The organism is Idiomarina sp. ST20R2A10, assembly GCF_051842345.1.
Lineage (GTDB): Bacteria > Pseudomonadota > Gammaproteobacteria > Enterobacterales > Alteromonadaceae > Idiomarina > Idiomarina loihiensis.
Genome location: NZ_JBNIEY010000004.1, coordinates 116,563 through 139,073 on the forward strand (window position 1 = coordinate 116,563; position 22,511 = coordinate 139,073).

The 22,511-nt window shown below is 48.2% G+C and carries 22 protein-coding genes; 17 read left to right on the forward strand and 5 right to left on the reverse strand.

Translation table 11 applies throughout. The features are described 5' to 3' along the window. Nucleotides 1-66 precede the first annotated feature (66 nt). The gene (locus tag ACP7H9_RS07960; RefSeq protein ID WP_439222546.1) at nt 67-1,233 is read left to right on the forward strand and encodes a PAS domain-containing protein; all 1,167 of its coding nucleotides are present in this window, start codon (nt 67-69) and stop codon (nt 1,231-1,233) included. Here the strand turns inward: ACP7H9_RS07960 and ACP7H9_RS07965 are convergent. Both ACP7H9_RS07965 and pyp read right to left on the reverse strand, forming a co-directional pair. Further along, nucleotides 1,230-2,498: an AMP-binding protein gene (locus ACP7H9_RS07965; RefSeq protein WP_439222547.1), complete on the reverse strand. Its 1,269-nt coding sequence runs from the start codon at nt 2,496-2,498 to the stop codon at nt 1,230-1,232. The two genes, ACP7H9_RS07960 and ACP7H9_RS07965, sit on opposite strands and share 4 nt — an antisense overlap. Nucleotide 2,499: 1 nt before the next feature. Beyond that, entirely contained in the window at nt 2,500-2,877 is a 378-nt protein-coding gene (gene pyp / locus ACP7H9_RS07970) for a photoactive yellow protein (RefSeq protein ID WP_034822699.1), read from the reverse strand. Between the two features lie 143 nt (nt 2,878-3,020). Here pyp and ACP7H9_RS07975 point away from each other — a divergent pair, with 143 nt between their 5' ends. Continuing rightward, the gene (locus tag ACP7H9_RS07975) at nt 3,021-3,611 is read left to right on the forward strand and encodes a TetR/AcrR family transcriptional regulator (RefSeq protein WP_034822697.1); all 591 of its coding nucleotides are present in this window, start codon (nt 3,021-3,023) and stop codon (nt 3,609-3,611) included. Here the strand turns inward: ACP7H9_RS07975 and ACP7H9_RS07980 are convergent. Then, nucleotides 3,595-4,803, reverse strand: coding sequence for a CynX/NimT family MFS transporter (locus tag ACP7H9_RS07980; RefSeq protein ID WP_051018795.1), 1,209 nt, complete (start codon nt 4,801-4,803; stop codon nt 3,595-3,597). The two genes, ACP7H9_RS07975 and ACP7H9_RS07980, sit on opposite strands and share 17 nt — an antisense overlap. A gap of 114 nt (nt 4,804-4,917) precedes the next feature. Between ACP7H9_RS07980 and gmk the strand changes: the two genes are divergently transcribed. From gmk to ACP7H9_RS08000, 4 genes are all read left to right on the forward strand, one after another. After that, nucleotides 4,918-5,550: a guanylate kinase gene (gmk, locus tag ACP7H9_RS07985; protein ID WP_011235608.1), complete on the forward strand. Its 633-nt coding sequence runs from the start codon at nt 4,918-4,920 to the stop codon at nt 5,548-5,550. A gap of 68 nt (nt 5,551-5,618) precedes the next feature. Then, the gene (gene rpoZ, locus ACP7H9_RS07990) at nt 5,619-5,888 is read left to right on the forward strand and encodes a DNA-directed RNA polymerase subunit omega (RefSeq protein WP_011235607.1); all 270 of its coding nucleotides are present in this window, start codon (nt 5,619-5,621) and stop codon (nt 5,886-5,888) included. Between the two features lie 102 nt (nt 5,889-5,990). Then, nucleotides 5,991-8,096 (forward strand): bifunctional GTP diphosphokinase/guanosine-3',5'-bis pyrophosphate 3'-pyrophosphohydrolase, encoded by a 2,106-nt coding sequence (gene spoT / locus ACP7H9_RS07995; RefSeq protein WP_034822695.1) that lies wholly within the window; start codon nt 5,991-5,993, stop codon nt 8,094-8,096. A 1-nt stretch (nt 8,097) separates the two neighbouring features. After that, nucleotides 8,098-8,490, forward strand: a complete 393-nt coding sequence (locus ACP7H9_RS08000; RefSeq protein ID WP_011235605.1) for a RidA family protein — start codon at nt 8,098-8,100, stop codon at nt 8,488-8,490. Here the strand turns inward: ACP7H9_RS08000 and ACP7H9_RS08005 are convergent, their stop codons facing one another. Beyond that, on the reverse strand, nt 8,491-9,831 hold the full coding sequence (locus ACP7H9_RS08005; protein WP_034822693.1) for a Na+/H+ antiporter NhaC family protein: 1,341 nt from the start codon (nt 9,829-9,831) through the stop codon (nt 8,491-8,493). A 122-nt stretch (nt 9,832-9,953) separates the two neighbouring features. Between ACP7H9_RS08005 and ACP7H9_RS08010 the strand changes: the two genes are divergently transcribed. After that, nucleotides 9,954-11,483, forward strand: a complete 1,530-nt coding sequence (locus tag ACP7H9_RS08010; protein WP_011235603.1) for a bifunctional GNAT family N-acetyltransferase/carbon-nitrogen hydrolase family protein — start codon at nt 9,954-9,956, stop codon at nt 11,481-11,483. A gap of 5 nt (nt 11,484-11,488) precedes the next feature. On the opposite strand, the gene ACP7H9_RS08015 is transcribed toward ACP7H9_RS08010, so the two are convergent. After that, nucleotides 11,489-12,697: an EAL and HDOD domain-containing protein gene (locus ACP7H9_RS08015; RefSeq protein WP_439222548.1), complete on the reverse strand. Its 1,209-nt coding sequence runs from the start codon at nt 12,695-12,697 to the stop codon at nt 11,489-11,491. Nucleotides 12,698-12,793: 96 nt separating this feature from the next. Here ACP7H9_RS08015 and trmH point away from each other — a divergent pair, with 96 nt between their 5' ends. The 10 genes from trmH to ACP7H9_RS08065 are packed head-to-tail and all read left to right on the forward strand — an operon-like array spanning nt 12,794 to nt 22,503. Then, nucleotides 12,794-13,474, forward strand: coding sequence for a tRNA (guanosine(18)-2'-O)-methyltransferase TrmH (gene trmH, locus ACP7H9_RS08020; RefSeq protein WP_439222549.1), 681 nt, complete (start codon nt 12,794-12,796; stop codon nt 13,472-13,474). 9 nt (nt 13,475-13,483) lie between these two features. Next, a complete protein-coding gene (gene recG, locus ACP7H9_RS08025; RefSeq protein WP_439222550.1) occupies nt 13,484-15,565 on the forward strand; it encodes an ATP-dependent DNA helicase RecG in 2,082 nt (693 codons plus the stop codon). Nucleotides 15,566-15,606: 41 nt separating this feature from the next. Then, nucleotides 15,607-16,362 (forward strand): bifunctional demethylmenaquinone methyltransferase/2-methoxy-6-polyprenyl-1,4-benzoquinol methylase UbiE, encoded by a 756-nt coding sequence (ubiE, locus tag ACP7H9_RS08030; protein ID WP_011235599.1) that lies wholly within the window; start codon nt 15,607-15,609, stop codon nt 16,360-16,362. Then, nucleotides 16,362-16,967, forward strand: a complete 606-nt coding sequence (locus tag ACP7H9_RS08035; protein ID WP_439222551.1) for a ubiquinone biosynthesis accessory factor UbiJ — start codon at nt 16,362-16,364, stop codon at nt 16,965-16,967. Before ubiE ends, ACP7H9_RS08035 begins: the two co-directional genes overlap by 1 nt. A 2-nt stretch (nt 16,968-16,969) precedes the next feature. Beyond that, nucleotides 16,970-18,631 carry a ubiquinone biosynthesis regulatory protein kinase UbiB gene (ubiB, locus tag ACP7H9_RS08040; protein WP_194928054.1) on the forward strand — a complete coding sequence of 554 codons (1,662 nt, stop codon included), beginning with the start codon at nt 16,970-16,972 and terminating at the stop codon, nt 18,629-18,631. A 20-nt stretch (nt 18,632-18,651) separates the two neighbouring features. Beyond that, complete coding sequence (gene tatA, locus ACP7H9_RS08045) at nt 18,652-18,873, forward strand: twin-arginine translocase TatA/TatE family subunit (RefSeq protein ID WP_153850113.1); 222 nt, start codon at nt 18,652-18,654, stop codon at nt 18,871-18,873. Then, complete coding sequence (gene tatB / locus ACP7H9_RS08050) at nt 18,874-19,224, forward strand: Sec-independent protein translocase protein TatB (protein ID WP_153850112.1); 351 nt, start codon at nt 18,874-18,876, stop codon at nt 19,222-19,224. Beyond that, nucleotides 19,217-19,951: a twin-arginine translocase subunit TatC gene (gene tatC, locus ACP7H9_RS08055; protein ID WP_153850111.1), complete on the forward strand. Its 735-nt coding sequence runs from the start codon at nt 19,217-19,219 to the stop codon at nt 19,949-19,951. Before tatB ends, tatC begins: the two co-directional genes overlap by 8 nt. Continuing rightward, nucleotides 19,941-20,732, forward strand: coding sequence for a TatD family hydrolase (locus ACP7H9_RS08060; protein ID WP_417438986.1), 792 nt, complete (start codon nt 19,941-19,943; stop codon nt 20,730-20,732). Before tatC ends, ACP7H9_RS08060 begins: the two co-directional genes overlap by 11 nt. After that, entirely contained in the window at nt 20,725-22,503 is a 1,779-nt protein-coding gene (locus tag ACP7H9_RS08065) for a sensor domain-containing diguanylate cyclase (protein WP_439222552.1), read from the forward strand. The genes ACP7H9_RS08060 and ACP7H9_RS08065 overlap by 8 nt, the downstream gene beginning before the upstream one ends. Nucleotides 22,504-22,511: the final 8 nt, after the last annotated feature.

The window sequence follows — 22,511 nt, forward strand, 5'->3', positions numbered from 1 at the left end:
AGTTTCTGGCCTGTAGGTTAAGATTATGGCTGTTATAGTTGTCGATAAAGAGTCATGTTGCAGTTTATGGATTTTGAAAAAAGCTTGGTTAATCTTGAACATTTAGCAAACTCGGTACCGGGTGCGCTATACCAGCTTGAACGCTCACCGGACGGGCAATTGAAATTTAATTATGTCAGTCAGGGCGTTGAGGCCATTTTTGGGTGCTCTGCTGAGTCACTGGCAAATGACGTGACATTGCTGAGTGAAATTATTCATCCCGACGACTTACAATCTGTTTTGAGCAGTATGCACAACTCTGCCCGCTATCAATATTTGTGGGTGAAAGAGTATCGAGTGATTAAAAATGGAAGAGTAAGCTGGATATACGGGCACGCAGTGACCAGTCAACAGGCCGACGGCAGTACACTCTGGAATGGACAGATGCTGGACATTACTGAGAGAAAAATGCTGGAGCTGAAAGTTGAAGAGAACCAGCGAAATTTAATGCTTGCTGAACGAGTTGCCGGGTTAGGCCATTGGCAGCTCGACTTAGAAACCGGGCAGTCGCAGTGGTCGGATACCATGTACAATTTGCATGGACTGAACAAGGCCAAAGTTACCCCCTCCTTGGCTCTGACTTTAGAAAGAACTCATCCTGAAGATAGACAAGCTGTAACAGAAGCAATAAACGCCGTTAAACAGTCCGGCGCGAGAGATGTCGAGCATCGCGTTATGTTGGGTGACGGTGAAATTCGATGGTTAAGACGCTCGGGGATTTACCGTATTGACGAAGCCGGGCGTGAAATTATTTTTGGTACCACGCAGGATATTACCGATTATAAAGAGCTGGAACTCAGGCTCAGAGAAACTGGTGGTAATGACGAACACACCGGGTTTTATAATCGCAGGCTGATGCTGCAGTCTTTGCAACGGCGCTTTAGCTTATATCAGGCTCATTCTGAGCATCAGTATTATTTGATGGTCGTGCGAGTTGCTAACAACGCAGAAACTTTAAAAGCGGTCAGTAAAATTGTTCGTCAGAATATTCAGGATTACGACACTCCGGGTTGCTTGGGAAAAGGAATTATCGTTGTACTCATGTCAACGTTGTCAGCTGAGCAAAATAAGAACTGCCTAAAGGCTACCCGGCAGTTGTTAGAGCAGCACGAAATTGAGCACAAAATAGCGTTAGAGTGTGCACAGATAACGGATCTAAGATTTGACGATGTGTTATTGCGTGCGTTGAATTAATCTAACGGCTTACCCGTTGGCGAGTTATCGATACTCCAGTCTTGCGCCTTACCCATAGAATTTATGGGTAATTGCTCCCCAAAGCTAATTCGTTCAGGTATTTCCGCGGCACAGAGGTTGTCACTTAACCAGGTTTGAACACTTTGTTCAGTTACCGTTTCACTAATATTCTCCTGTAAAACAATAAAGGCCTTCAGTCCATAGCCTTCGTCGGATCTCATCGGGCGTACCGTTGCATCGGCAACTGCCGGGTGTTGACGCAGACACTTAGCAATATGAGCCGGGAACACATTGATTCCTCGTATCGAAACCGCCTTGTCGACTCGTCCGGTGATTTGGAATTCATCCTCTGTATGCCACTGGGTATTATCTGGTATTTCGTAAATAACCTTTGTTTTCTTATCAATTAGCTGCTGATGGTTTTCTGTATTTCTGCGCCAGCGGGATAACAAACGGTAGTTGTTTTCTGGTTTACTCCGGTAAGCCATACCTGCAGTTTCAGAGCTACCATAAATTTCGACAGTGCGTGCTGCTCCTATGGCATATAACTGGTGCGAGGTACTGGCAGGGCACGGTCCGGCAGAGCTAATAAAAAGTACTCCGGGCGGTAATGGCGGCATCTCTGACGATAACTGGGTAAGCAACTCAGGAAAACCGACAACGACATCTCCGGCACGTAAGCCACCGTTGCGAACGTGGCTATAAGCTTTGAAACCACGCAAAACCGGCGCATCGACAAGATGTGGCAACAATACGGTAAACAGAAATCCATAAATATGGTGGCTTGGCACTAAAGCGACAATACGAACTGGAGATAACTCATAATCGTTGTCAAAGATACGGACAAACTCTCTCACTTCCTCAACTAATGCACTCCATGAATGCTCGCAGGCTTTGGGTTGGCCGGTGCTGCCGGAAGTGGTAACTGTTAAGTTTTGGGTGTGAACTTGCCGCGATTTCAGAACAACTTCAGCCCATTGAGCCAGACTGTTACGGCGCAGAAGGTAATCTTCCACTCCGCTGTCCCCCATATGAAAGAACTGAACTACCCGGCCAGCTAAGGCCAGTCGTTCCAGCGAATCAACTACAACGTCATCCTCGCCATTGTCTTTGGTTGACTTGTTTTTTGCCACTAACGTGTCGTCTTCATGCCATTGGCGACGCTTCCAGTACTCACTTTCAGCCGGACGCATACGCGCAAGTTCATCGGCGATAAGATCGCCTATGACAGTAACAATAAGGTGCTGCTGAAGTGAGTCTGTCACTTTATAGTCGCTTAACGAATACCCAGTAGGTGTCGCCGGTTAAAGCTTTTTTCATATGAACTTTAACTTTGGTCGGTTGCATTTCGTAGTCAAAAACATATTCAAACATGGTGTTTAAATTGCCGTTTTTAACGCCTTCGTCGAAGCGTCCTTTAAACTCAGGGCTGTTGGTGCATGGTGCCACTTCGTTAAAGAAGTTTTTGCCAACGACAGCACCCGGGTCACGACCGGTAATGTCACCTTCGGCGGCGTTGTATTGAATGATTTTACCGCTGGCGTCTAACTGAATAGCACCAAACGCAATGTCGTTTAATTTGTCGTCTGACATTTTAGCTAAGGTGTTTTCGATATCATCAGAACCGAATTGAACAATTTCCATTGTGTTACCTCTAAGTACGAAATGTATGGGTTAATAGTGGAGCCCGAGACATTTAGATCATGTTTTCTTAACACTTCTTAAAGTGAAATTAACAACAAGCAGGTCTATACTTGCTCCCAGGTAAATAATTAAGGATAAAAATAATGCCCAGAACGCCTAAATTTCACCGGGAAACAGCGCTTAACAATGCGCTGAAGCTTTTCTGGCGCAAGGGGTACCACGCAACCTCTATGAAAGACATAGAGGAAGAAATGGATATGAGGCCAGGAAGTATTTATGCTGCATTTGGCAATAAAGAAGCCTTATTTAAAGAGACCCTTGAAGAATACTCCTCTCTTGCAGAAGATGAGTTTAAGCAAGCCTTAGCGCAGAAATCTTCGGTGCTGCAGGGAATAAGTTTGTACCTTCGTAACATTGCGGTAATGACAGAGACCTGTGCACCAACTCAGGCGTGTATGCTGGTAAAAACCTTGCTGGAATTTACGCCGGAAGACAAAGCGTTTAGCGAGCCTGTACAAAGTTATCTTGATAAATTTGAACAGCTTTTTACAGAGGCGTTTCAGCAGGCGCAGCAGCGTGGAGAAATCGGTAGTTCGCAGTCTCCTGAACGTCTGGGGCTTTTATTACAGACGAATATTATTGGTTTGCGCACCATGGCCAGGCGAGAAATTCCGCGGCAGCAGCTGGAAAGCTTAGCCGATGATATAATTGCGAGAATTATTCCCGCAAGTTAAACAGGCCACGGTAGCTATTAGGGTTAAATTGCCAGGTTATCAGCAAAATAAGAATGCCGACAATAATGTGTAACTGCCAGCCGAAACTGTAATTGCCGGAAACGTCTCTGAACCATCCGGTTAATAACGGCATCAGGCTGGCAAACATAAAGCCAATACCCTGCATAAAAGAAACTAGGCGTCCTGCCTGCACAGGGTTATCGATATGGTCCAGCGCCATAACAATGCATAGCGGGAAAGCGCCACCTAAGCCAAAGCCGCAAAGTGCCGACCATAGCCAGGGAGCTTCGGTCGGAAACCAGCTTAACCCCGCAAAGCCTGCCATTTGAATAAGTACCGCGGCTGTTAGCCACAACCTTCGGTCTTGTGTGCGCGAGAGAGCCGGCAGCAGCAAAGCGCCGATAACCTGAACCAGAGAAAATAGCGCCAGTAAATTCCCTGCTTTTTGTGCGGGCCAACCGAATTCACCATAAAATGGCGCTATCCACGCAATAAATCCGGCGTATCCGGCATTCACCAGGGCGAAATAAATACCCAGAAGCCAAGCCCGGGGGTAACGGTGAGCCCGCAGTAACAGGTGTCGGGGAGGAATGCTGGCAACCGGTGTGCGATTAAATGGTAAGTACCAAATAATCAGCACTATTGCCGCCAAAAGAGACCAGCTGCCTAGTGCCTGAAAGCGCTCAGGTAACAAATTTGCAGCCCATGGAGTCGCGACAGCACCTAGTGCCGCGCCGCCCATGAGTGCCGCAGACCAAAGGCCAGTGACCATGCCTAAGCGATTCAAATACTGTTGTTTGGTCAGTTCCGGAATAACGATATGCAGTAATGCAATGCCAACTCCGCCTACTAAAGCACTGGTAATCATGCTGGTGCTGGTCGGCTCAAATAGTCGGGTGGTAAGGCCTGCGCACAGAATCAACAAGCCCAGCCCAATACCTTGCCGATAACCCAAAGCTGTTGTCACCCGCCCGGCAAATAAGGCCATTAAGCCAATCATTAGAATGGGCAGTGTCGTTAACAGCGATATCTCACTGAAAGACAGACCTGTGATGGTTTGTAGCTCATCGGTTAGTGGCCCTACGGATGTCAGCAAAGGGCGCAGATTAAGCCCTAGCAATACCAGTACGAGCAAGCCGAACAGCAGGGGGAATTTAGACGGTTTTGCGACAGGCGCCGATTGAGTCTGCAAAGTAATACCACCAGTCCTTAAAAGCCATACTTTACTCAATTTTCATCGCGGTGTGAAACCGTGTTATTATTTCGCGCCAACAGTGATCGTCCGTTTTTTAAAAGAGAACCCGTTATGACCGCGTCTCCGGTGTTAGGGAATTTGTTTATCATTGCGGCCCCGAGTGGCGCAGGGAAATCGAGCCTGATTCGGGCTTTGTTGGAAAAGCATCCTGATCAGTCTATGCAGGTGTCTGTATCGTCCACCACACGTGCTCCGCGTCCGGGAGAAGTACAGGGCGTTCATTATCACTTTCTCAGTACTGAAGAATTTGAGCAACGTATTGATGCCGGTGAATTTTACGAATGGGCACGTGTATTTGGCAACTATTACGGCACTTCCCGTAAAGTTGTAGAGTCTTTATTGGCTGAAGGCAAAGACGTGTTTCTGGATATTGACTGGCAGGGCGCTCAACAGGTTCGTGAACATCACCCTGAAGTGCGTTCGGTTTTTATTGTTCCGCCCAGCCTGGAAATTCTGGAGGAACGTTTGCGTGTTCGCGGACAGGATTCTGACGAAGTTATTGCTGAGCGCATGGCAAAAGCTCAGGCAGAAATGTCGCATTATCATGAGTTTGACTATCTACTGGTAAATGATGACTTTAACAACAGCCTGGCATCGCTGGAGCATATTGTTTTAGCTCAGCGGCAAAAAATGCCGCATCAGCAAATAAGATATTCAAGCGTATTGAAGGAATTGCTTGGATAATAGGCCTTAATTCCGTATAATTCTTAGCCTTTCGAAAAATACGACTCACGCTTTATTGGGAGTAAACCATGGCTCGCGTAACTGTAGAAGATGCTGTAGACCGTGTTGGTAACCGTTTTGATTTAATTTTGTTAGCCTCACGCCGCGCGCGTCAGTTGGCCAATGGTAAAGAGCCATTAGTTGAAACAAAAAACGAAAAACCAACTGTTATTGCTTTGCGTGAAATAGAGCAAGGCCTTATCGACAATGAACGCCTTGATATTGAAGATCAGGCGGCTCAAAAGCAGCAAGACGCTGAAGAACTGCGTGCGGTAGATGCACTACGCGGTATCGAATAAAAGTTTCTGTTCGCCAACGGCATCAATGCCGTTGGCAATTCCGTCAAATCCCCTTATTCTGAAAGTATATTCATAGTCCGGTATTACCCGGGGAGTTAACTGGTGTACTTATTTGAAGGCTTAAAGGCTCAGGTTAGTGAGTATCTTCCGTCCGAGCAGGTGGAACGTATTCGTGATGCCTTTGTTGTAGCAAACGAAGCCCACAGTTCGCAAAAACGCAGCAGCGGCGAGCCTTACATTACGCACCCGGTTGCGGTTGCAAGCCTGCTTGCTGACATGAGGCTGGATTGCGAAACCTTAATGGCGGCTTTACTCCATGACGTTATTGAAGATACTGAAACCAGCCGGGAAGATCTGGCCGAGCGTTTTGGGGCAACTGTTGCCAGTTTAGTAGAGGGCGTGTCTAAACTGGATAAGTTGCAGTTCAACTCCAAAGAAGAAGCCCAGGCCGAAAACTACCGCAAGATGATTATGGCGATGGTGCAGGATATCCGGGTTATTCTGATTAAACTGGCTGACCGCACCCATAACATGCGCACCATTCAGCATTTGCGCCCCGACAAACGCCGCCGTATTGCCCGTGAAACCTTAGAAATTTATGCACCTTTAGCGCACCGCCTGGGTATGCACGATATTAAAAATGAGCTGGAGCAACTGGGCTTCTGGGCGCTGTACCCCTGGCGTGGAAAATTGCTTGAGTCAGAAGTAAAACGTGCCCGCGGTAACCGTCGCGAGTTTACCGAGCGAGTGCAAAGTGAAATCAGTTCGCGCCTGGACGGTAACAATATTCAGGCACGGGTGTCTGGCCGTGAAAAGCATCTGCACAGCATTTACCGGAAAATGCAGGCCAAAGAAGTGAAGTTTGAACAGGTCATGGACATATACGCTTTCCGCGTCATTGTGGACAGTGTCGATACTTGTTACCGGGTTCTTGGGGCGCTGCACAATTTGTATAAGCCTATTGAAACGCGGTTTAAAGACTACATTGCTATTCCAAAGTCGAACGGTTATCAGTCTTTGCATACCTCCTTGAAAGGCCCTCACGGGGTGCCGGTAGAAATTCAGATTCGTACCGAAGAGATGGATCTGATGGCTGACCGCGGTGTCGCCGCGCATTGGATGTACAAACAATCGGATGACTCCAGTACCACGGCTCAGGTGCGTGCGCGTAAGTGGATGCAAAGCTTGTTAGAGTTACAACAAAGTGCAGGCAACTCGTTTGAATTCATTGAAAGCGTAAAGTCTGACTTATTCCCGGATGAAATATACGTGTTCAGTCCCGATGGCCGAATTACCGAATTACCTCAGGGCGCTACCGCGGTAGATTTTGCCTACGCTGTGCACACCGACGTTGGTAACACCTGTATTGGTGCGAGAGTTAACCATCGTACTTATTCGTTGAGTAAACCGCTGGAAACCGGGCAAACGGTTGAGATAAAAACAGCACCTAACTCGCGGCCGAATATTGCTTGGTTAAACTTTGTGGTAACCGGTAAAGCCCGGGCTAAAATTCGCCAGTACCTGAAAAGTCAGGAAGCTGACGAAGCGCAACAGTTGGGTGAGCGCTTACTTCGCTCAGCACTCGGGCAGGTCAGTTACGATGAAATTCCAGAGTCGGAATTTAAGCGGGTATTGCAGGAAACAAAAATTGATAGCCGCGAGAATTTGCTGAAACAAATTGGGCTGGGCAATATGATGTCGGTGGCCATTGCGAAGCGGCTTTTAGGCGACTTACAGCCGATAAAAGATGACAACGCATCACAGAAAAGCCTCTCAATTAAAGGCGCAGAAGGTCTGCTGGTCAGTTTTGCCAAATGCTGTCGCCCCATTCCGGGCGACGATATCATTGCCCATGTGAGTCCGGGTAAAGGTTTGGTTATTCATCGTCGTGAGTGTAAAAACGTTCGTGGCCATGAAGATGACCCGGGGCGTTACTTCCCGGTTGAGTGGGATAACAAACCCGAAGCCGAGTTTATTTCTGAAATTCGCATTGAAATTGTCAATAATCAGGGCGTGCTGGCTAAGTTAACATCGGCTATTGCAACCACGGGCTGTAATATTGATGGTCTGCAGACCGAAGAAATTGATGCCAACATTTATTTCATTGATGTGGCTTTAACGATAAAAAACCGTAAGCATTTAGCGGATGTGATCCGTCATATTCGCAAGATGCCGGATGTTCAGCGCGTGACGCGCTTAAGGAAGTAATATGTCTAAAGTGATTATTTCAACGGATAAAGCGCCAGCAGCTATCGGCACTTATTCGCAGGCGGTAAAAATTGGTACGACAGTATACCTTTCCGGACAAATTCCTCTGGTTCCTGAAAGTATGGAGCTCGTTAGCGAAGACTTCACGGCCCAGGCCGAGCAGGTGTTTAAAAACCTGACGGCTGTTTGTGAGGCATCCGGCGGCGAACTGCAGGACATGATAAAGGTACAGATTTACCTGACCGATCTGGGGCAGTTTGCCATTGTAAATGAAGTCATGGCGAAGCATTTCAGAGAACCGTATCCGGCTCGCGCGGCTATCGGCGTAAAGCAGTTGCCGAAAGGCGCGCAAATCGAAATTGACGGCATTATGGAACTGCCCAGTACCTATTAATTAAGCTGTTTCTGGTGTCGGCTCTCTGTCTTCCAGAGGGCGGCGCCAGATGATAATGGCAATAGCCACGGCTGCCAGAATAAAGCAATACCCCGTATGCAGACTGACCGATAGTGGCGATATTTTAAAGCTGGCTCCCATCAACAGTGCCTGTGCCCCGTAAGGCAAAGCTCCCTGCACAACGCAGGCAAAAATATCCAATAAGCTGGCGCTTTGGCGCGGTGCTAAATTGCCCACTTTGGCCAGACGTTTACTAACTTCGCCGGCCAGTAAGATACTGACGGTGTTGTTGGCGACGCATAGATTTGTCAGAGCGGTCAGGGCCGCCACGCCAATAGCTGATGCCCGCTGCTTGTGTTTACTGACTTTATTCGCTGCGCTTTCGACAAAACCCGCTAAGAAAGCCAATCCCCCTTGCTGACGAATTAACGCCGACAAGCCGCCAATGAGCAGCGACAGCAGGAAGATTTCCTGCATACTGCCAAAACCTTCGTAGATATCCTGACTAAAAGCCACCCATTCGTAGTCGACAGTGAACATGCCAAAAGCGGCTGCTAATACAATGCCAAGCCCGAGTACGGCAAAAACATTAAGCCCCATAACCGCTAAAACAATAATGATGAAATAAGGTAATGACAGCCACAAGTTGGCTTCCGGAATTTCTAAAGGCACCTGGCTGGTGTCGTAAGTGACTAACCAAATTACGGTAAAGATAGCCGCGGGTATGGCAATTTTTAAGTTCGCGCGGAATTTGTCCCGCATGGTACAGCCCTGTGTACGAGTTGCTGCAATGGTGGTGTCTGAAATAATGGATAAGTTATCGCCAAACATGGCACCGCTAACAAGTACCCCGGCCAGCAGCGGCAAGCTAATATCGGTTGCTTCACCAATGCCCAGAACCACCGGAGCCAGCGCCGCCAGTGTGCCCATAGAGGTGCCCATAGCGGTAGAGATAACCCCGGCAATAATAAACAACCCGGGCAGCAGGAAAGAAGCCGGAATAACATTTAGCCCAAGCGCCACCATCGCGTCGACCCCACCGGTTGCCTCTGCCACCGTCGAAAACGCACCCGCCAGCAAGTAAATGAGACACATGGTAATAATGTTGTTGTCGCCAACGCCGCCAACGAAGGTTTCGATGCGCTCTTCAAATGCCTGCTTACTGAGTAAAATACCAAGGACTATGGCCGGCAGAATCGCAACCGGGCTGGGTAATTGGTAAAACGCGTATTCGACCCCTTCGCTTTGAAAATACAATCCGGTTCCTAAGAACAGGATCAAGAATAATGCGAGAGGTAATAGCGCTTTAGCGCTAGCCGGTTGTGGCGAAGCATTGGTCATGTGTCAGCCTTCTTATTTTTATTTGGACGTCCAGAAGTTTATACAGCTAATTATCCTGATGCAACCTTATTCCAATTACGTGTAGACTGTCGGTAAAGTTGTTTTAGATCAGGATAAAGATAATGAGCCCCGATGAACTGCATTTGCAAATACGAAATTTGCGGCTGGAAGATTACGAACAGTTAAAAGAATTAATGGATGCTGTCTACACAGACATAGGTGGCTCCTGGAGCCAGTTCACCATAGAAAAGCTGATAAAGGATTTTTCTGAAGGTCAGTTTTGTCTGGAGGATAATGGCCGCATTGTTGGTGTCGCCTTAACGGTTAAGGTGGCCTACACCAAGTTTTCCAACCCTCACGCCTATGACGATTTAATTGGCCACAGAGAGGCCATTCTTAACAATAAAAAAGGTGACGCGCTTTATGGGCTGGATGTCTTAATTCATCCGGAGTATCGCGGTTATCGTCTGGGGCGTCGCTTGTACGACGCACGTAAAGAGTTGTGCCGGCAGGCCAATCTGCGCGCCATTCTGGCTGGTGGTCGTATTGTCAATTACCACAAATATGCAAATGAGCTGACGCCAAGTCAGTATCTGGACAAAGTGCAGCGGCGTGAAATTTATGACCCCATTCTGACCTTTCAGCTGGCGAATGACTTTAGCGTAAAGCGCCTGTTGGGTAAGTATCTTCCGGAGGATAAAAAGTCACGCGGCTTTGCCACATTGCTGGAGTGGAATAACTTCCTGTACGAGCCTTCAGACAATATTCTGACAACTCGTATTCAGAACGTCCGTGTAGGCGCGGTGCAGTGGCAAATGCGCTCGGTGGAGTCGGTAGAAGAGTTGCTGAAGCAGGTGGAGTACTTTGTTGATGCGCTGTCGGGTTATCAAAGCGACTTTGCCGTCTTTCCGGAGTTTTTCAATGCGCCGTTAATGGGGCTAACTGACCAGAGTCAGCAAATGGACGCAATTCGTTTTCTGGCTGGGTACACCGATCTGTTTAAGCGTGAAATGTCGCAAATGGCAGTCAGCTATAACGTCAATATTATTACCGGGTCGATGCCGGTGCAGGACGGAGATAGTATTTATAACGTCTCGTATTTGTGTCGTCGCGATGGCTCGGTAGAAGAGCAGTACAAATTGCATATTACCCCGCACGAAAAGCGCGACTGGGTCATTGAAGGCGGCAACGAAGTTAAAGTGTTCGATACCGACGCCGGACGCATTGGCATTTTAATTTGCTATGACGTGGAGTTCCCTGAACTGGGCCGCATAATGGCGGACGAAGGATTAGAAATTCTGTTTGTACCGTTCTGGACCGATACCCGTAACGCCTACCTGCGTGTACGACATTGCGCTCAGGCCCGTGCGGTAGAGAACGAGTGTTATGTGGTGATTTGCGGTAGCGTGGGCAACTTGCCTGAAGTGGAAAGTCTGGATGTGCAATATGCGCAGTCGGCAGTATTCTCTCCTTCGGATTTCGCCTTCCCGCATGACGCGATCATGTCGGAGACCACGCCGAACACGGAAATGCTAATGTTCTCAGACTTAAATCTGGATGAGCTGCGTTATTTGCACCATGAAGGTTCAGTGACCAATAAAAAGGATCGTCGTACGGATATCTATGAAGTATCTCGTAAACGGATGAGCTAGGGCATTTAGAATAGGGCTAAACGGCACCACTGGCTGGCATCGATATAAAGCTGGCCAATATCGGTGCCGTTCAATTTTTGTTTTAGCGGGTGCTTATCCAGAGCTTTCCACTCGCCGCGCTCATAAAGCTCGGTCATTTGCAGCAGATACCCCCATACACCCTCGCGGTTTTTCAATGCTTTTGTAATTTCTGAAGACAACGGAAGCTGTCTAAGCACCTCCTGCATAGATACGCCCAAAATGATATCCAGTAATGACAGCATGCCTGTTAAAAAAGCACTGGAACGGTGCTTTTCGTTAAGAATTTCAACCGTAACCAATTCCATAAAGCGCGCTCGGGTGACCGATTTAATGGTCAACTCTTCAGGCTGCCCTGCTGACACATTAGCTAAAACAATCAGAGTGATAAAACGGCGAATTTCGGTAGTACCCAAATAAACCAGAGCATGCTGAATGTTTTCAATCTTCCTTCGACCGCCGTATAAAGCGCTGTTGACCAGTTTAAGCAAGCTGTAAGTGAGTGATAAGTCCTGCTCAATGGCTTGTCGTATGGTATCTAAGTCGAGTTCCTTTTTATGCGCTTCAGACAACAGTGTCAGCATACTAATGCGATTAGGCGCGAGAGATTTTTGCTGGACTATTTGCGGTTTTTCGAAGAAAAAACCCTGAAAATAATCAAAGCCTAGCTCTAAACAACGTTCGAACTCGTCTCGGGTTTCAACCCGCTCCGCGAGCAGTGGAACGCCCTTTTCTTTGAAGAAGCGAATTTTTTCGTCGAGCTCTAAACCTTGCTCCTGGATATCAACTTTTACCATGTTGATCATGGGAATGAGAGGCTCCCATTGCCCGGCAAAATCGTGATCATCCAATGCAATCCGATAACCTTTTGCACGAGTGGCGCTACATGCTTCTAACAAAGGGGCATCAACCCCCACGGTTTCCAGTAGCTCTACCCACACGGTGCGGGCGTTGAGAAAGGAAGGGAAGTCATTTAGCAAAGAGCGGGCATGAAAATTGATAAACGCCTGCTTACCCATACAAAGCGTCTGAATGTCGCCCAGTAAATGTTGCTGCAAAAGCAGTTTGGAGGTGGCCTCGTTAGGGTCAATATTCGGAAAACTGTTTTCAGTGCTGTTGCGGAACAGCAGTTCGTAACCAAAAACTTTTTGGTCTCTGGTTAAAATAGGTTGCCGCGCAATGTAGGAGTACGACATTGTTATTCTTATTATCCTGAGTGAAGCATAGGGTTAGTTCTGACCGAATCTCTCGGGTATACTGCTTATATCTAGTCCTATTTTCTTAAAAAAGCAATGAGTCCTGAACGATATCAACGAATTAACCAAATGTTGGACAAACGCCAGCCAGACCTGACTGTTGTCATGGAGAACGTGCATAAAAACCATAACTTGTCTGCGGTGGTTCGCTCAGCAGATGCGATAGGCGTGCATGAAATGCACGCCATATGGCTGACCAAAAAGGCGCGTTTGTCGGGTGGTACTGCGCTTGGCAGTCAAAACTGGGTGAAAATTCATAATCATAAAACCGTTAGTGAAGCTCTTGAGGCAACTCAAGGTCGGGGCATGCAAGTTGTAGTGACTCACCTTTCGGAACATTCGGTGGATTTTCGTGAAGTGGATTACACCAAACCAACGGCTATTCTGCTGGGGCAGGAAAAATACGGTGTAACCGATGAAGCTTTGGATATTGCTGATCATCACGTAATGATTCCTATGGTAGGCATGGTACAGTCACTGAATGTCTCTGTTGCTGGCGCGGTGATGCTGTATGAAGCGCAGCGACAACGAGAGCAGGCTGGCTTGTACGATAAAACACATATCAGCGCCGAAGAGCGGCACAGGGTGTTATTTGAAGGTGGTCATCCAATTTATGCCAAGGCTTGTAAACGTAAGAATATGCCTTATCCGGAGTTGGATGAAAATGGACAAATTGTCGCTGATGAAGCCTGGTGGCTGGCGATGCGCGCAAGATAAGGAGCAAAGGTGGCGGTAAAAGGACTGCAGCACATTCCACTGACGGCACTTAAAGGTGTGGGCGAAAAGGTTGCGGTTAAGCTGCGCAAGCTGGGCTTAGCCTCTGTCAGTGATGCACTGTTGCATCTGCCGCTGCGATACGAAGATCGTACCCAAGTGACCGACGTTGCAAACTTACGTGCAGGTGTGGCTACCAATGTTCTGGTCACGGTGCGGCACGCCGATATCAAGTACGGTCGTAAGCGTATGCTGATTTGTCAGGCCAGCGACGAAACCGGCAGTATCAGTCTGCGCTTTTTTCAATTTAGCGCGGCTCAGTTAAAGCAATTTGCTCAAGGCACGCAGCTATTAGCCTTTGGCGAAGTGCGCCGCGGCATGACCGGCTGGGAGATGATCCACCCGGAATACCGGGTGATCAAAGCCGGTGAGCCATTGAATATGCAGGAAACCCTGACACCAGTCTACCCAATGACAGAAGGTGTGACTCAGGGAATTTTGCGTAAGATCATTGGGCAGGCACTGACCTATCTTCAGCCCGGTTCTTTACCTGAACTGTTGCCTGAAAATTTAAGGCCCCATCAACTTTCTCTGGAGCAGGCTATTTTAACCCTGCACAGGCCACCGGTAGATGTTCCTCTGACGCAGTTGGAACAAGGCCAGCATCCCGCGCAGCAGCGACTGGCATCAGAAGAACTTATTGCGCATCAGTTAAGTTTGCTGCAGTTACGTCAGGCTCGACAGGCTCAGGCGGGCTTTACTATAAAAGGCAACGGTTCGTTACAAGAGGCATTTTTAAAGCAGTTACCGTTTTCACCCACTGGCGCGCAGGCAAGAGTGGTGAAAGAAATTACCAGCGATATGGCGCAAGGTCAGCCAATGATGCGGCTGGTGCAGGGGGATGTCGGCTCAGGCAAAACTCTGGTTGCTGCGCTCAGTGCTCTGGCAGCCATTGAAGCCGGATACCAGGTGGCTTTAATGGCGCCGACCGAGCTTTTGTCTGAGCAGCACGCCATTACTTTCAGTCAGTGGTTGATGCCTTTAGGAATCAACGTGGGCTGGTTAAGTGGCAAATCCAAAGGTAAGTCCCGTCGGGAGTTACTGGCGCAGTTAAAGCAAGGGGATATCCATCTACTGGTTGGCACCCATGCGTTGTTTCAGGCGGATGTTGAATATCAGCGTCTGGCATTGGTTATTATTGACGAACAGCACCGTTTTGGTGTGCACCAGCGGTTACAATTACGGGAAAAAGGCGTTCAGGCGGGTGTGCATCCTCACCAGTTAATTATGACTGCAACACCTATCCCGCGAACTTTGGCTATGACAGCCTATGCTGACCTTGCCACCTCGGTCATTGATGAACTTCCACCGGGTCGCACACCGGTTACCACTGTCGCCATTCCGGACACCCGGCGCGAGCAAATAGTGGAGCGAGTGCGTGAGGTCTGTGCCACTGAAGGCCGTCAGGCGTATTGGGTCTGTACCCTTATTGAAGAGTCCGATGTACTTGAATGTCAGGCGGCAGAAGACACCGCCAACGACTTGCAGGAGCAGCTGCCGGGCTTGAGTATTGGCCTGGTGCATGGCCGGCTTAAACATGAGCAGAAAGAACAGGTCATGCAGGCGTTTAAAGCGGGTGATATTGACTTATTGGTCGCAACGACGGTCATAGAGGTTGGAGTAGATGTTCCTAATGCCTCGCTGATGATCATTGAAAACCCGGAGCGATTAGGTTTAGCACAGCTTCACCAATTACGTGGTCGGGTTGGCCGGGGCTCGGTAGCCAGTCATTGCGTACTGCTGTATCACAGCCCGTTGTCGCAAACCGCGCAACAGCGGCTGGGTGTTTTACGCGAAAGTAATGACGGTTTCGTGATTGCGCAGCGCGATCTCGAAATTCGTGGGCCGGGTGAATTGCTGGGTCATCGGCAGACTGGGTTAGCTGAATTAAAAGTGGCTGACTTAGAGCGCGATGAAGCGTTAATACCAGAAGCCCAAAATATTGCTCAGCACGTATTAGAGCATTATCCGCAAAGCGCAGAAGCGCTAATTGAGCGTTGGTTACCACGTCGTGATCACTATGCTCAGGTGTGATCATCAAGTACACTAGTACAAAATCAGTTCGGGATAGTTGAATGAACGATAAAAACGAAGAATCCATTGATTTTGGGTACCAAAAAGTCGCCCGTAATCAGAAAAAAAACCTGGTCGCTGATGTCTTTCAGTCGGTAGCGGCAAAATACGATGTTATGAACGACTTAATGTCGTTTGGTATTCATCGTTTATGGAAGCGTTATACCATTGACTGCAGTGGTGTTCGCCGTGGTATGAAGGTATTGGATATTGCCGGCGGAACCGGCGACTTAACGGCTCAGTTCTCACGTCGTGTTGGTGCTGAGGGCGAAGTTGTGCTGGCCGATATTAACGACGCTATGCTGAAAGTAGGTCGTGACAAGCTGCGTGACAGAGGCATTATTGGCAATGTTCGTTACGTACAGGCGGATGCCGAAGAACTGCCGTTTGATGACAATACCTTTGATGTTATTACCATTGCTTTTGGTCTGCGTAATGTCACCGACAAAGACAAAGCTCTGCGCTCTATGCTGCGGGTACTGAAACCTGGCGGTCGGGTATTAATTCTTGAATTTTCTAAGCCGGTATCGGCTACCTTGAACCAGGTGTATGACTTTTATTCGTTCAACATTTTGCCAAAAATGGGGCAGGTTGTTGCTAACGATTCTGACAGTTACCAGTATTTAGCGGAATCTATCCGTATGCACCCGGATCAGGAAACACTGAAGTCAATGATGGAAGCTGCCGGTTACGAAAAAGTCGACTACCAGAACATGACGGGTGGCGTGGTCGCCCTGCACCGAGGGTATAAGTTCTGATGACTTTATTACCGCTTATTCCAATCTTGTTGGTCGAGAAGTTAGCAAACAATGTGCTGCACCGTGACCCGGAATCGGCGGAACGTTTGCAGCGGCTGGACGGTAAGCGCCTGCGTTTTCATCTGAAGGAACTGCCCTTTGAAGTCACTGTGAGTGTTGATGCCCATGGTGTTCAGCTCAGTACCTCGGATGACAGCGAAGTAGACTGCCGTATTGCAACAGAAATGGGTGTACTGCCTGAGTTGCAGGATACCGCAAACCTCACGCGGCTGATAAAAGCGGACTTACTGGATATTGATGGTGACCCCATGCTGGCGCAACAAGTGGTTAGCTTGTTTAAGTCGTTGAACGTTGACTGGGAAGCCGAACTGGCGAAAACCGTTGGTGATGCGCCTGCCTACTGGCTGGGTAAGCTGTGGCGACGCAGCCGCGAGAAGGTAAAAACACATTGGCAACAGCAGCAGCGCTGGGTGCATGGTGTGTTGACCGAAGAGAAGAAATTATTACCGGTAAGAGCTGAATTTGACCAGTTTAAAACCGATTTACAACAGCTGCGGGCTCAAATCGAGCGCCTTGAACGCCAGTGTCGTGAGAAGAAGGGTTAATGATGCGGACGCGCCGCTTTTACAAAATCACCAAAACACTACTGAGTTACGGGTTAGATGATCTTATCCCTGCGGGTTGGTTGCCCTGGACTATCCGTTTAGGCCGCCATGCTTTTTTCTGGTTGCCTAATAAGCATAAAGACAAGCCTGCCGGTGTGCGTTTAAGACTGGCACTGGAAGAGCTGGGCCCGGTGTGGGTCAAGTTCGGGCAAATGCTCTCAACCCGCCGCGACTTATTACCGCCTGATATTGCAATTGAACTGGCACGCCTGCAGGACAAAGTGCCTCCTTTCGACGGTCATGCCGCACAGCGTATTATCGAAAAGTCCTTAGGCTTGCAGAGCATCAATGACTGTTTTGCGGATTTTGACACAACGCCTTTAGCTTCAGCGTCAATTGCTCAGGTACACACCGGAAAGCTGAAAACCAGAGACGGTGAGCTAACGGATATTGTTATAAAAGTTATTCGTCCGGATATCCGTGAGACCATTAATGCGGATTTAGAATTGATGGAAACCCTGGCCTCGGTAGCTGCGCACCATTTACCCGACGGGCGGCGCTTAAAGCCTAAAGAAGTGGTTAAAGAGTATCGCAAAACCCTGCTGGATGAGCTGGACTTAATGCGCGAAGCCGGTAACGCGATACAGCTGAAGCGCAACTTCGAAAACTCCGACATGCTTTATATTCCGGTGGTTTACAGTGACTACAGTCGCAGTAACGTGATGGTAATGGAGCGCATTGATGGCATTCCGGTGAGCGACATTGGCGCTCTGAAAGCCCGCGGCGTAGATATGAAAAAACTGGCTGAGCGGGGCGTTGAAGTCTTTTTTACTCAGGTGTTCCGCGACAGCTTTTTTCATGCCGATATGCACCCAGGCAATATTTTTGTGGCGAAAGATGACCCATTGAACCCGCGCTACATCGGTATTGATTTTGGTATTGTCGGAACTTTGAACCGCGACGACAAACGTTATTTAGCTGAAAATTTTTTGGCGTTTTTTAATCGCGATTACCGCAAAGTGGCAGAGCTGCACGTTGATTCAGGCTGGGTACCCAAACACACCAATATTGAAGAATTTGAGTCAGCCATAAGAACGGTTTGTGAGCCAATTTTTGAGAAGCCGTTGGCGGAAATTTCATTCGGTCATGTATTGATTAACTTATTTAATACGGCGCGACGATTTGAAATGGAAGTACAGCCGCAGCTGGTATTACTTCAGAAAACCCTGTTGTACATTGAAGGTTTGGGGCGTCAGTTGTACCCGGAGCTGGACTTATGGAAAACCGCCAAACCCTTTCTTGAGCGTTGGATGAAGGAACAGCTTGGTTGGCGCGCAATTGTACGGTCGGTAAAAGAGAATGCGCCGTACTGGGCGGAAAAACTGCCGGAAATGCCAATGATGCTGTATGAAAACCTTCGCCAACAACATAATATTGATGAGCGTGAGCGGGAGTTACGCAAGCAGCAGTTGCTAACTCAAAGACAAGCATCGACCTCGCTTTTCTGGACGGTGTTAACCGGCAGCGGCTTAATTTGCACGACATTGCTCTGGAACCAGACTGAGCTTTCAGAAGTGACAATTGGCGCGGGTATTGTCACGGCAGTGCTTGGCCTTATGGCCTGGCGGACTCGTCCGAAAGCAACGAATAGTGAATTTGTTTAACTTAAACGGTAGGAAATAACATGGGTGTATCACCTTGGCAGTTACTCATCTTGTTGGTCATTGTTGTATTGCTATTTGGCACCAAGCGTCTGCGTAGCCTGGGTTCAGACTTAGGTAATGCGGTAAAAGGCTTTAAAAAGTCTATGGGCGACGAAGATGACAGCAAAGATAAAGACGACTCTTTGCAGCACAAAGAAGAACATGACGATAAGTCCGATTCGGATAAATCCGGGAAATCTTAAATGTTCGATATTGGTTTCTGGGAGTTATTGCTGATTGCGATAGTCGGCTTGCTGGTGCTTGGTCCCGAGCGCCTGCCGTCAGCTATTCGTGGCTTTCAGAGAACCATATCGGGTATCAAGCAGTACTCTCAGAAAGTACAGAATGAGCTTGACCACGAACTGCGTATAAAAGAGCTGCACGAACACTTAAAGCAAGCCGAGAGTCAGGACCTTGAAAATTTAAGTCCGGAACTGCAACGCTCGCTAGTCGAATTAAGAAGTGCAGCAGAAGAAGTTCAGCGACCATACTCTAAGCAGGATTCTGAACCGAAAGAAAAACCCGGAACTGACGTGGGTAAAGGTAATGAGTGATTCCCCTTTATTAGACCACTTGCTGGAACTCAGAAACCGCCTATTACGCTCGGTGCTGGTTATTCTGGTTGTGTTCGCTGCGCTCGCTTACTTTGCCAATGACATATACCATTTTGTCGCACAGCCGCTGCTGATGAACATGCCGGTTGGCTCGCAAATGATAGCCACAGACGTTGCCGCACCTTTTTTCACACCTTTTAAGTTAACTCTGGTTGTGGCGTTGGCTCTTACCGTTCCCTATTTACTGTGGCAAATATGGGGCTTTATAGCACCTGGCTTGTACGGTCGTGAAAAGCGCCTGGTAATTCCGCTTTTGGCTACCAGCACGTTGCTGTTTTATGCCGGTATCGCCTTTGCCTATTTTGTGGTTTTGCCTCTTGCTATGGCATTTTTCAGCAGCGCAGCACCGGAGGGGGTGACTGTTGCCACCGACATCTCCCGTTATTTGGATTTTATTCTGGCGATTTTCGTTGCCTTTGGTATTGCCTTTGAAACGCCGGTTGCCATTATGCTGTTGATTTGGACCGGCACCTGCACCCGCGAATCATTAGCAAAAAAACGGCCTTACATTATTGTTGGTGCGTTCGCTATTGGTATGTTGCTAACCCCTCCCGATGTTATTTCCCAAACTTTACTGGCAATACCTATGTGGTTGTTGTTTGAGTTAGGTTTACAAGTTAGCCGTTGGTATACACCCACTCAGCAGGAAGACGACGATGTGGTTTGATGCCGGAGTGAATTTAACCAACAAAAGGTTGTTGAGCGATCTGGACGGGGTTATGGCTCGTGCAGAGCAGGACAACGTGAAAAAGCAGCTGATTATATCGACCTCTATTGAAGAGGCTGAGCAAGCCGTTAAATTGTGTCAGCAGTTTCCTGAGAAGTTGCTGATGACCGTGGGTATTCACCCACACGACGCCGGCGAGGCGCCAGCAAATTACAAAGAGCAGTTACGGGAATTGGCCGGGTTGCCTTATGTTGTGGCTATTGGCGAATGTGGTCTGGATTTCAACCGGAATTTCTCTCCCCGCGAGGCACAGGAAGAGGTGTTCGTTGCTCAAATTGAGCTGGCTAATGAGCTAAACCTTCCACTGTATTTGCATGAACGCGATGCAATCGATCGTCAAATAGAGCTGTTAAACCAGTATTGTGACGACTCAACGCCCTGCTTAACGCATTGCTTTACCGGTGGTGCTGAAGCGCTGAACCGTTATGCCGAGCGAGGCCATTGGTTTGGCATTACTGGTTGGGTGTGTGATGAGCGACGTAACCAGGAACTGGTGTCAGCTTTGCCGTACCTGCCTCTGAACAGGCTGGTACTTGAAACGGATGCACCGTTTTTATTACCGCGGGGGCTGAAGCCGCGGCCTAAAATGAATGAGCCTGCGCTTTTACCGGTAATTGGAGAAGCTCTGGCCAACTATCTTGACGTGTCGGTACAGCATTTAGCCGAGCTGACCTATGCGAATACGGAACGGTTTTTCGGGCTGGGAGAGAACAGTGACTAAAGCTTCCGGGGTAAGTGCATTGCAGTGGCTATTCTTGGCTTTAGTGGCTTTGCTTTTTTCTGCATCCACTGCTGCGGCGCAAATACTTCCTGAGAGCCAGCCAGAACTGTCAATTGAATACACTAACAGTCAGCAAAAGCTGGACTTAGAAACCGCAAAAAGCTTACCTTCAACTGACTGGAGTAAGCTGGATACAGACCGGGCTTCCTTTGGTTACACCACGGATGAATACTGGTTTCGCTTTAAACTCGAGGCTAAGCCTTACGACCGTATTTTGCATATTGCCTACCCTTTGCTCGATGAGTTGACTATTTATATCGTGAGGCCAGAAGGGGTAAGAACTTATCGGCTGGGTGACACTTTGCCTTTCAACGAGCGGCCAATACCAACGTCAGAATTTGCGGTTCCTTTGCCCAATGACATCGGCGGTGAAATCTATATCAAGACCAATACGCAAAGTTCAATGCGTTTGCCTATCGCCGTGCGTACCGAAGTTGGTTTTTTCGAAACGCAAATGAACCGTCGTATTGCCGAAGGAGTTTATTTTGGCGTACTGCTTTGTATGGCGGTTTATAATCTTTTTGGTTTTATTGCGTCGCGCGAGCCTGAATTTGGTGTCTATTCGCTTTACACCCTATTTTTTGCCGGACTGATGCTGTCTTTAGAAGGGCTTGGCTTTCATTATTTATGGCCTGACTCTCTGTATTTGCAGGATAAGGGAATTCCTATATTTGGTAGTCTAACCTTTCTGACCGCTGCCTTGTTTGCTTATCAGCTCCTTGAACTAAAACGTTATCGATACACTTGGGGCAGAGGGTTAATGGTGATGGCATTCCTTGCTGGTTTGAGTCTGCTAATTGCTATTTTTGCCAACTATCGAGTTAGCATTCATGTGTTGTTGAGTTTAGCTGTACCTGGTTGTTTATTCCTGCTGGTTGTGGGCGTATATATGTGGCGTAAGGGTTTTGTTTACGCCCGCATTTTCACCTTAGCCTGGTGTAGCTTGCTCGTTTCTGTAGTTGTGAATTCTCTCGGGTATCTGGGCATCATCGACAGCATGTTCATTCAGCGTCATGCCATTATGATAGGTTCAGGTATTGAAATTCTGCTGTTGTCCTGGGTTCTGGCCGTACGCTACAGCGAGCAACGTAAAGAGCGGCTGCAGGCCGAGCAACGTCATAACCGCGAGCTGGAAGAAAGCGTGGATGAACGTACGTTTGAGTTACAAGTCGCTCTGCGCGAGCTCCAGGACGTGAACACTGAGCTGGAACAGAAGAATACCGAAGATCCGTTGACCGGTTTGTATAACCGCCGTTATTTCCAACAGCATCTGGAACGTGAACTGCGGCGTACATTACGTCGCGAGTTACCGCTTGCATTACTGATGGTCGACGTCGACCATTTTAAACCAGTTAACGATACCTATGGTCATCTTGCCGGAGATCAGATCCTGCAACAGTTAGCAAAATTGATGCAGCAACACGCTAAACGGGCCGCTGATATTGTCTGTCGTTATGGTGGTGAAGAGTTTGCCATTATCTTGCCGGAAACCGACCTTCAGGAGGCGGAAACTTTTGCCAGTCAGTTACTGGAAAAGGTTCGTAATACCGAATTTAAAACCGATGCCGGTTTGCTTAAGATCACGCTGAGTATTGGGGTGATCTCCACCAGCGTACGTATTTTTGATAATGTAGATGAGCTTTTTAAAGCCGCAGACGACGCACTATATGCGGCTAAACATGAAGGCCGTGACAGATTAGCGGTGCAGTAACCAATCAG

Bases quoted from the DNA above. Each gene is read 5' to 3' on its own strand.
- ACP7H9_RS08035 (WP_439222551.1), top strand. From the start codon at position 16,362: ATGACTTTATTACCGCTTATTCCAATCTTGTTGGTCGAGAAGTTAGCA.
- pyp (WP_034822699.1), bottom strand. From the start codon at position 2,877: ATGGAAATTGTTCAATTCGGTTCTGATGATATCGAAAACACCTTAGCT.
- ubiE (WP_011235599.1), top strand. From the start codon at position 15,607: ATGAACGATAAAAACGAAGAATCCATTGATTTTGGGTACCAAAAAGTC.
- tatB (WP_153850112.1), top strand. From the start codon at position 18,874: ATGTTCGATATTGGTTTCTGGGAGTTATTGCTGATTGCGATAGTCGGC.
- ubiB (WP_194928054.1), top strand. From the start codon at position 16,970: ATGCGGACGCGCCGCTTTTACAAAATCACCAAAACACTACTGAGTTAC.
- tatC (WP_153850111.1), top strand. From the start codon at position 19,217: ATGAGTGATTCCCCTTTATTAGACCACTTGCTGGAACTCAGAAACCGC.
- ACP7H9_RS08010 (WP_011235603.1), top strand. From the start codon at position 9,954: ATGAGCCCCGATGAACTGCATTTGCAAATACGAAATTTGCGGCTGGAA.
- rpoZ (WP_011235607.1), top strand. From the start codon at position 5,619: ATGGCTCGCGTAACTGTAGAAGATGCTGTAGACCGTGTTGGTAACCGT.
- ACP7H9_RS07960 (WP_439222546.1), top strand. From the start codon at position 67: ATGGATTTTGAAAAAAGCTTGGTTAATCTTGAACATTTAGCAAACTCG.
- ACP7H9_RS08060 (WP_417438986.1), top strand. From the start codon at position 19,941: ATGTGGTTTGATGCCGGAGTGAATTTAACCAACAAAAGGTTGTTGAGC.
- ACP7H9_RS07975 (WP_034822697.1), top strand. From the start codon at position 3,021: ATGCCCAGAACGCCTAAATTTCACCGGGAAACAGCGCTTAACAATGCG.
- ACP7H9_RS08015 (WP_439222548.1), bottom strand. From the start codon at position 12,697: ATGTCGTACTCCTACATTGCGCGGCAACCTATTTTAACCAGAGACCAA.
- gmk (WP_011235608.1), top strand. From the start codon at position 4,918: ATGACCGCGTCTCCGGTGTTAGGGAATTTGTTTATCATTGCGGCCCCG.
- ACP7H9_RS08005 (WP_034822693.1), bottom strand. From the start codon at position 9,831: ATGACCAATGCTTCGCCACAACCGGCTAGCGCTAAAGCGCTATTACCT.
- tatA (WP_153850113.1), top strand. From the start codon at position 18,652: ATGGGTGTATCACCTTGGCAGTTACTCATCTTGTTGGTCATTGTTGTA.
- trmH (WP_439222549.1), top strand. From the start codon at position 12,794: ATGAGTCCTGAACGATATCAACGAATTAACCAAATGTTGGACAAACGC.
- ACP7H9_RS08000 (WP_011235605.1), top strand. From the start codon at position 8,098: ATGTCTAAAGTGATTATTTCAACGGATAAAGCGCCAGCAGCTATCGGC.